At 36.9% G+C, this 10,244-nt stretch carries 4 protein-coding genes and 2 pseudogenes; all 6 read left to right on the forward strand.

Annotated elements, in window-relative coordinates; all coding sequences use genetic code 11:
- Positions 1 to 9: 9 nt before the first annotated feature.
- Positions 10 to 1,662: a RagB/SusD family nutrient uptake outer membrane protein gene (locus HMPREF0106_RS18900; RefSeq protein WP_009039220.1), complete on the forward strand. Its 1,653-nt coding sequence runs from the start codon at positions 10 to 12 to the stop codon at positions 1,660 to 1,662.
- A gap of 30 nt (positions 1,663 to 1,692) precedes the next feature.
- A complete protein-coding gene (locus HMPREF0106_RS18895; RefSeq protein ID WP_009039221.1) occupies positions 1,693 to 3,981 on the forward strand; it encodes a glycosyl hydrolase family 28 protein in 2,289 nt (762 codons plus the stop codon).
- A 37-nt stretch (positions 3,982 to 4,018) separates the two neighbouring features.
- The gene (locus tag HMPREF0106_RS18890; RefSeq protein ID WP_009039222.1) at positions 4,019 to 5,875 is read left to right on the forward strand and encodes a beta-N-acetylhexosaminidase; all 1,857 of its coding nucleotides are present in this window, start codon (positions 4,019 to 4,021) and stop codon (positions 5,873 to 5,875) included.
- Positions 5,872 to 8,205, forward strand: a complete 2,334-nt coding sequence (locus HMPREF0106_RS18885) for a glycoside hydrolase family 3 N-terminal domain-containing protein (protein ID WP_009039223.1) — start codon at positions 5,872 to 5,874, stop codon at positions 8,203 to 8,205. The genes HMPREF0106_RS18890 and HMPREF0106_RS18885 overlap by 4 nt, the downstream gene beginning before the upstream one ends.
- A gap of 11 nt (positions 8,206 to 8,216) precedes the next feature.
- Positions 8,217 to 9,986, forward strand: a pseudogene (locus HMPREF0106_RS18880) (beta-N-acetylhexosaminidase); the annotation flags it as partial.
- A 125-nt stretch (positions 9,987 to 10,111) separates the two neighbouring features.
- Positions 10,112 to 10,244: pseudogene (locus HMPREF0106_RS25695) on the forward strand (IS1380 family transposase); the annotation flags it as partial.

Consider the following 10,244-nt stretch of genomic DNA (forward strand, 5'->3'; position numbering starts at 1 on the left):
GAGATACTTATGAATAAATATGTGCTTATAGGAGCTGTTTGTTTGGTTTTGAATACCTCATGTAGCGATTTTTTAGAATTAGATGAATCTCAATATCATACTGTAGATTATCAATTTTCTACTTTTGAGAATGTGAAAGAAGTGGCAACCGGTGTTTATGGTTATGTTGTGGATGGATTGCAAGATGTGGAGGGTACTATGCGTGAAGTTGCAACTGATGATGCAGTATATGCCTGGGACAATAATGAGATCAAGACTTTTTATGACGGAAGTTGGGCAGCTACAAATTTGATTGATGATCAATGGGCTTATTATTATGAAGCTATAGCTGCTGCCAACTATTTCTTAGAGAATTGCCCTGCTGATTTTCCTGAAAGTATTTGGCAAGATAACTATAAAGAGAAGATGGAGCAGTTGAAGAATTACCCTTTGGAAGTGAGAGCCTTGCGTGCCTATTTTCATTTTGAATTGTTAAAAAGGTATCGTCAGATTCCAGTTGTATCACATTCTTTGTCAATGAAAGAGGCCAATGAAATCATTCCTCTAAGTTATGAAGATGCGGTGAATTGGATTGTGGGAGAGTGTAATGCTGTGATTCCACATCTTCCTGTTACTTATGTAGGTACTACGAGCGGTGAATTAGCTCGCGTAACAAAAGGTATGGCACAAGCACTTAAGACTCGTGTATTACTTTATGCTGCCAGCCCGTTGAATAATAAAGAGGATAAGGCTTCGAAGTGGTTATTGGCAGCTCAAGCTGCTAAAGAACTGATAGATGGTGGGGCATATCAACTGGTAGATGAGGAAGTTGTAAATAATCAAGAAGCTTCCGGTCTCATTTTTGGCGTATGGAGTGCTGCTAATAATAGCTTTGAAAAAGCAAATTTTCCTATAGGATATGAGGGGGGGAATTCAGGTGTTTGTCCTTCTGAGAATTTGATGGAAGCATTCGATTTGCTTGATGGTACACCGTTTGATTGGATCCAGCATCAATCTTTGGCATTCGATACGGAAGCACGTGATCCGCGTTTTGCCAAAACAATTTTAGCCAATGGAGCCAATTTTTTAGGCCAGACTATTGAAACTTTTATAGGTGGGCGTAATGGCAAACCACAGTCAGGGGCTACTCCTACATCTTATTATTTGCGTAAGTTTTTACGTGAGGAAACTAGTTTGATAACTGGTAATGAAACAAGTTATCAGCATATCGTTCCTTTGTTCCGTATTGAAGAGGTTTTACTTAACTATGCAGAGGCTTTAGTTGAAGCAAAAAAAGATCCGAACTTTACGGGAATAGTAGATGATATAAATTATATATTGTCTCCTTTAGATGCCGTTAATTTGGTAAGAGGTCGTGTTGGTATGCCGGATATTTCTGTAGGAATAGATTATAATACTTTTATAAAACGTTTGAGAAACGAACGTCGTGTAGAGTTAGCGTTTGAAGGACATCGTTTTTGGGATATCCGTAGATGGATGATAGGAGAGGAAACTAGTTCTGTATATGGATTGAGTATTCTTTATCAAAGTAGTGGAGCACAGACGGTTAATCGTGTTTTGGTACAGAAGAGAGAGTGGAATGATAAAATGTATTATTATCCAATTTCTGATACTGAATTATTTAAGAACAAGAATCTGATTCAAAATGACGGTTGGAAATAAATAAAAATTTGGTATATAAAAATTACAAATATGAAAAATAATATGTTACTTTTATGCTTGTTTTTTCAAACAGTGTTTTATGCTTCTTGTAACGATGATTATGTAACCATTGTACAAGCACAATTCGCTGAGCAGTCTGGCTATGTACCGGAAGAGATCGCTTCATGGACACATATCATGTATGTGTTTGATAATAATACTTGTACTGAGATAGAAAAAGAAACGGATAGAGCATCTTTAAAGGAATTTGAAACTACGGTTGGAAACCGATGTACTGTAATCGCTTATGAAAGTGAAGATAATCTTATGTTCGGACAGGAAAATCCAGGAAAGGCTTCTTCTGAATATTATGTGGCTTTAAAAGATATCAATGATGATATTCCTCAGATATGGATGGGACAAAAGGCTTTGAACACAGAGGAAAAATTCAGTATGCAACCACTTACTTCTTCAATTACTGTTAATATAATTAATGCGCCCCAATCGTTCCAGAATATTTCGTTTTCATTGGGCGGAATGACAAATGCATTATATCCGTCTGTTGCTCGTGTGGAAGCTTTGAATGAGGTGAAAGTAAAAAAACTTATGTTTACCAAAGCAGAGACAGGTATGACAAAGGGGGTATTTCCAATGTGTCAGCCTGATAAAACCTGGCAACTTCCTTGTCAGTTAGAGTTTAATGACGTGACTTTAGAAAATACGTTGGAAATTGCGGAGGGTATCCGTGCCGGCTATACCTTGGAGTTGAATCTTGACTTTTCTAAATATGAAGAGGAAAGTATTTATACATTGACTTATCGCTACACACCTTATAGTAAAAATATGTGGACTAGTCAGAGCGAGGAATTTATACGTTTTTGGCCGGGTGATGATTTGTATGTTGATGATAATGATTATTATAATGTGTATGTGTTGCAAGACAAGCGTTGGAGAAGTATAAAGGTTAATAATGCACTTGTGTCGAATGCTCCTAAATATCATTCGGAGATTTGGAATGATTGGGATAATTCTAAAGAATTACGCGATACAATGTGTTTTGTCAATTTCGTTAATGAATTTTCAGGACCGGTAAAGATGCGTGTAGAGAAGCGTAGAGGTAAATTTTATACTTCACAAATACGCCCAAGTTCTTATGGTATTAAGACTACTAACTGTAGTAATCGTACGGTCGAATTTACTATTCCTAGCTGGGAAAGCCGAAAAGTCTCTGTGGAATTTGATGACGACAGGTACCATAATTTATTTATATTTCCTAACCGTACTGATACTGACAAACCTGATTTTTCTAGCTCCAAAGTGAAATATTATGCGGCAGGTGAGCATGAAGTAGGTTCCATTACTTTACAAGAAGGAGAAATACTGTATATAGATGAAGGAGCGACTGTTTACTCATCTGTTAGTATTGAAGGGAGTAATACAAAGATTATGGGACGTGGTATTCTTTCGGGGGAGAAACTTAGACATTGGGGAGGAGAGCAATGGTCGAATGGTGAAATGTTGATCTCTGCTTCTAAACATATAGCTTCAGAAAAAAGGTTGAATAATATAGAAATTTCCGGTGTAACATTAATAGACTCACCGGGTTGGACTGTAGGTATGTTTTTTATAGACAATCTGACTATTAATAACATTAATATCATTTCTTGGGAACTTAACGGTGATGGCATTGATCTTTGTAGTGTTTCTCGTGCTAACATTACTGATTCATTTATTCGTACTTATGATGATTGTATAACGCTTAAGGTGCGTGATTATGGGGTTTGGCAGACACCTACTGAATATGTAAATGTAAAGGATTGTGTTGTTTGGAGTGATTATGCTCGTGCTATTGTGGTAGGGCCGGAAGCTGGTGCCTGTATATGGGGCTCTGGGGGACTTACTGACTGTATTTTTGAAGATTGTGTTGTTTTGGAACAACCTGATGGTAGTACTGATTATAGAGCTGCATTATCTGTAGTTCAGCAACAGCAGTCTATTTGGGGAGTGACTTATGATGAATACAATGGTAATATTAACAATATTTTATTCAAGAACATTTTAATAGACGATATTCAGTCAGGTGGTAGGCCCATTTGGGTAGAGCAATGTCGTCCTCAAAAAGAATGGGTTGGATGGCAATGGGTCGGTGTCTCATTTGAAAATATTACCATTCGTGATACGAAGGGATTACGGCATAAATCATATATCACTAGTAGTACGTGTGGAGGAATGTACGTTTCGTTGACCAATGTAACATATAATGGTGAGATAATTACCAGTACTGGTAAATATCTTGATTTTTATAATAAATCGGGAATGGCTACGGTGGAGTTCTACTAAACAGGAATGGACAATTATATGAAAAAGAGAAAAATATATGGATAATAATGTTCAAAATAGTAATAAACAGAATTTGATAATAGTATTTCTTATTTTTATGTCAGTTGTAACAGCATGTACTTCGCCAAATCCACCAACCTTCCATTTAGTTCCGGCACCTGTGGAAATGAAGATTATGGCTGGCTATTATCCTCTTGACAGTGTAAAATGTATAGTGAAGGGGATTGATGCTATCGTAGAAAAGAAAATTGATACAACACTCACAGAGTTAGGATCAGAAGGTTATCTGCTACAGGTTACTTCCTCAGCTATAAAGTTGACAGCTTCAACTATACGTGGCATTTTTTATGGAAAGCAGACGATTTTGCAGTTGATGACTGCAAATGGGATACCTTGTGTTGAAATCAAAGATTATCCGCGCTTTTCATATAGAGGCATTCATTTGGATGTATCCAGACACTTTTTCCCTAAAGAGCAAGTTTTTAAAATACTTGATGAAATGGCTTATTATAAGTTAAATACATTTCATTTACATCTGACAGATAATGGAGGATGGCGCATTCAAATTGACAAATATCCTCAATTGACTTCTTTAGGAGCTTATCGCTCAATGAAAGATTGGGATAAATGGTGGGAAAATCCGGTTCGTGAATTTGTAACTAAAGATACACCTGGAGCTTATGGAGGATATTATACTAAAGATGATATTCGAGAGATTGTCAACTATGCTACTGAAAGGCATATAGAGGTTATTCCTGAGATCGAATTCCCTGCTCATTCTGATGAAGTGTTTATTGGTTATCCTGAACTTTGTTGTCAAGGTAAAGCTTATACTAGCGGTGAATTCTGTATTGGTAATGAACAATCTTTTACATTCATGGAAGATGTCTTGACGGAAATTATGGAATTGTTTCCATCACCTTATATCCATATTGGTGGTGATGAGGCACGTAAAGTAGCATGGAGTACTTGTCCTAAATGTCAAGGATTAATGAAGCGAATGAATATGCGTCAATTGGATGAGTTGCAGTGTTATATGATAATGCACGCTGAGAAATTCTTGAATGCAAAAGGGCGTATTATGATCGGCTGGGATGAAATTTTAAAGAATGTTCTTCAACCTTCATCGATAGTGATGTCTTATCGTGGAGAGAAAGGGGCTATTGTTGCCGCTAACAGAGGGAATCGTGCTGTAATGACTCCGGGAGAGGTACTCTATTTCGATTGGTACCAAGCTGATCCTGCAACACAACCTAAAGCAATGTATGGCTATTCTCCATTGAAAAAAATGTACTCGTTCAATCCTGTACCGACAGATGCACTTACTGCTAGTCGAAATGAAGAACTGATTAGTTCCAAACCAGTATCTTCTGATACCGTGGCATATATATTGCCTGAAAATAGATGTAATATTATAGGGGTTCAAGGCTCTACTTGGACTGAATATATCCCCAATGCAGCACATTTGGAATATATGATGTTTCCTCGGTTGCTGGCTATTGCAGAAATGGCGTGGACACCGCAAAATATTCGGGAGTGGGGAAATTTTAAAAAGAGAGTAAACGCGCATCTTCCAAAATTGAAAGCAAGAAAGATTAACACTTTTATGCTGTCGGATGTTATAGAATTGACATCACAGGTTTGCTCTGATAAGACAGTGAAAGTAACTTTGGATACAGAAAAAACATCGGTTGAGATACGGTATACATTAGATGGATTAGAGCCATGCGAGAATTCCACTCTTTATACTAGGCCGTTTATTTTAACGAAAGAGACTACTGTGAAAGCGGCTTTGTTTAAGGATGGAAAAAACGTTGGTATTCCTCTTTATAAGGTGGTAGGAATATCTGAAGATATACAAAATTATTATGAATATATAAATGAAGCTATATGAAGAAAATATTCTGTTGTTTGTTAATGCTGATAAATGTTATAATAGTAATGTCCCAGCCCCAAAAAACGGCTGTTTTTTCTGATTTACAAATGGAAACTAGAATAGAAAATATTTTACAAAAAATGTCTTTGGTTGAGAAAGTCGGACAAATGTGTGAATTAACGGTAGGAGTTATTACTGATACTAGTAATCCAGATAATCAATTTCTTAGTGAAGCTTTGATGGATACAGTGTTTGGTAAATACAAAGTTGGTTCAATCCTTAATATTCCCTATGGTATGGGACAGAAAAAAGAAATTTGGGCAGATGTTATTACCCGAATTCAAAAGAAGTCATTACAGGAAATAGGTATTCCTTGTATATATGGAGTAGATCAGATACATGGTGCATCATATACGGTGGGTGCTACTATTTTTCCACAGGGGATAAATATGGGAGCTACCTTCAACAGAGAACTAGTAAAACGTAGTGCCGAGATTTGTGCTTATGAATCGAGAGCATGTTGCATTCCCTGGACCTATTCACCAGTAGTTGATCTAGGACGTGATCCGCGTTGGCCTCGTATGTGGGAGAATTATGGTGAGGATGCTTATGTTAATGCGCAAATGGGAGTTGCAATGGTGCAAGGTTATCAAGGAGACAATCCTAATAAAATAGATGAGTACCATATAGCGTCCTGTGTCAAGCACTTTATGGGTTATGGTGTGCCAGTATCAGGAAAGGATCGCACTCCTTCTTCTATTACAAATATTGATTTACGTGAAAAACATTTTGCCCCCTATTTGGCAGCTATTCGTGCTGGTGCCCTTACATTAATGGTAAATTCTGCTAGTAATAATGGTATGCCTTTTCACGCAAATAAAGAACTACTAACACAATGGGTTAAAGAGGATCTCAATTGGGATGGGGTAATTGTTACCGATTGGAATGATATAAATAATCTTTATGAACGAGAGCATATTGCTAAGAGTAAAAAAGACGCAGTACGTATTGCTATTAATGCTGGTATTGATATGGCTATGGTACCTTCTGAGTGGCAGTTTTGTATTGATCTTAAGGAATTAGTTGAAGAAGGAAAAGTTTCTATAGAACGTATTGATGATGCAGTACGAAGAGTGTTACGACTGAAATTTCGTTTGGGACTTTTTGATAATCCTTATGGGGATGTTTCCAAATATGACAAGTTCGCTTGTCAGGAGTTTGCACAAGTAGCTTTAAAAGCAGCTGAAGAGTCAGAGGTATTACTAAAAAATGAAGATCGTTTACTTCCTTTATCTAAAAGATATAAGATTTTATTGACAGGACCCAATGCCAATTCCATGCGTTGCCTAAATGGGGGATGGTCTATTTCTTGGCAAGGATCTGGTGTGGAACATCTAATGGAATCATATAATACTATTTATGAAGCTTTGTGTAACAAATTCGGAAAAGAAAAGGTCTTATATGAACCTGGTGTGACTTATGCCACTCCTTATAATGATAATTGGTGGGAAGAAAATGAACCTGAAATTGAGAGAGCGGTAGCTGCAGCCAATCAAGTAGACGTTATTATAGCTTGTATTGGGGAGAATTCTTATTGTGAAACCCCAGGAAATCTTTCAGATTTAAATCTGTCTTCTAATCAGAAAAAATTGGTTAAAGCATTGGCTACTACTGGTAAACCCATTATTTTGATTCTAAACGAGGGACGTCCGCGTATACTCAACGAATTGGAACCACTTGCCAAAGCAATTGTCAATATAATGCTTCCAGGAAATTATGGTGGTGATGCATTGGCGAATTTATTAGCAGGAGATGCAAATTTTAGTGGTCGTTTACCTTTTACTTATCCTCGCTTTATTAATTCTTTGGCTACTTATGATTATAAGCCTAGTGAGAAAGTTGCTGTAATGGCTGGAGAATACAATTATGATGCTAAAATGGATATTCAGTGGCCTTTTGGATTTGGATTGAGTTATTCTGAAATCATTTATAGTAATTTCCGGGTAGACAAGTCTTGTTTTAAAGCATCCGATAAATTAGTATTTACAATTGATGTTACTAATCGTAGTAAACTTAATGCTCAAGAGGCAGTATTGCTTTATTCAACAGATTTGGTGGCTTCTTCTGTCCCTGATGTAAGTCGTTTGCGCCAATTCGAAAAAATAGAGCTTAACCCGGGGGAAACTAAAACAGTCATGCTTGCTTTAGAAGCAAGTGATTTAGCATTTGTCGGATATGATAGCAAATGGCGCTTGGAAGAGGGTGAATTCCGTATCAAGTGTGGTTCGGAAATACTCTATATTCGATGTGTAGAAGATTATGTATGGGATGGTCCTAATATAGAATAAGTGAACTGAAAATGAAGTCTTGTTTATTATATATTGTAGTAATAGGGATGCTTTTTGCTTGTAAAATAGTAAAGCAAGAGGTTGATTATTGTACTGTACCTTTACCACAAGAAATTATACCATTACAAGAAGCCCCGTTTTTATTGACAGATGGCGTTGAAATTCACTGTTTGGAGACTAACGGACAAATGATTCGTAATGCTCAATTTCTAGCAGAATATCTTCACAAAGCAACTCAATATGATTTTCCTATTAAATATGGAAGTACAGGACGGAGGGCTATTACTTTGGAACTTGATTCTATTTCTTCTATTACAGGTAGTTATAGTATCCATGTCTCAAAGGATAAGGTGCAGATTACTGCTTCTACTGAGGCGGGGATATTTTATGCCATTCAAACGTTACGAAAGTCATTGCCAATAAACGCTAAGGGTATTATAACATTGCCTGCTGCAACTATTAATGACGCCCCTCGTTTTGACTATCGAGGGGCTCATTTGGATGTTTGTCGGCATTTTTTTACTGTTGAAGAGGTAAAGACTTATATTGATATGATGGCTTTACATCATATGAATTATTTGCATTGGCATTTGACTGATGATCAAGGGTGGAGGCTTGAAATTAAGAAATATCCGAAACTTACTAAAATAGGTTCATACCGTAAAGAAACGGTCATCGGACATAACAGTGGTAAATATGATGGTATTTCTCACTGTGGTTTTTATACTCAGGAACAAATTCGCGAGATAGTGACCTATGCAGCGGAACGTTTTATTACAATTATTCCTGAGATTGATTTGCCCGGACATATGCAGGCTGCACTTGCATCTTATCCTGAATTGGGATGCACGGGAGGACCTTATGAAGTTTGGACGAAATGGGGAATTTCTGATAATTTGCTTTGTGCTGGCAATGATCAAACATTACGATTTCTAGAGGGGGTCTTTGCAGAAGTAGTAGATCTTTTTCCATCTACTTATATTCATATTGGTGGAGATGAATGTCCTAAGACTCAATGGCAAAAATGTTCTAAATGTCAGTTTCGCATACAAACATTGGGGTTGCAAACTGATACAAAATGTACAAAGGAAGAACGTTTACAGAGTTTTCTTGTAACTCATATAGAAGATTTCTTACGTACATATAATCGTCGTATAATTGGATGGGATGAGATATTAGATGGTGGACTTTCTCCTTTTGCTACGGTTATGTCATGGCGTGGGGAAAAGGGTGGTATGGAGGCGGCAAAACAACAGCACGAAGTCATTCTGACACCAAATACCTATCTTTATTTTGACTATTATCAAGCAGCTGCTATATTTCCGGAACCATTGTCTATAGGAGGTTATTTGCCAATTGACAGAGTATATAAGTATAATCCAGGTTCTGATTTTACTTTAGAAGAACAAAAGTATATAAAGGGGGTACAGGGAAATTTGTGGACAGAATTTATACCAACTTTCTCACAATTGCAATATATGGCTCTACCTCGTTGGGCAGCTCTCTGTGAAATTCAGTGGATGCAAGCTGGGGCAAAGGAGTATGATGATTTTTTAAAACGTTTGTTTCGTTTGCTAGCTTTGTATGATGCTGAAGGTTATAATTATGCTAAGCATCTCTTTAATGTATGTGCACAGTTTAATGTCGATATTCCACGGCAAATGTTAGAGGTGAAGTTGTCTACTATTGATGACTCTCCTGTATATTATACTTTAGATGGTTCTATTCCTACCATACAATCATCGCGTTATAAGACACCGATTACTATAAACCTTAATTCCGCAACACTATTATAAATTAAACTTTTTAAGTACCTGAGCAACAAAAAGTTGCTCAGGATTTTGCCATGTCAGAATTTTCACTTATCTTAGTGTTGCAAAAAAAACAAGAGAATCCGACGATAGACATGGCGAAGATACAAATTAAATCTGAGAGACTCACTCCTTTTGGGGGATTATTTTCAATCATGGAGCAATTTGACTCCACATTATCATCTGTAATCGACTCAACCCTCGGTCTAAGGTGTAGATCGTTCGGTT

Source organism: Bacteroides sp. D22 (assembly GCF_000163675.1).
Lineage (GTDB): Bacteria > Bacteroidota > Bacteroidia > Bacteroidales > Bacteroidaceae > Bacteroides > Bacteroides xylanisolvens.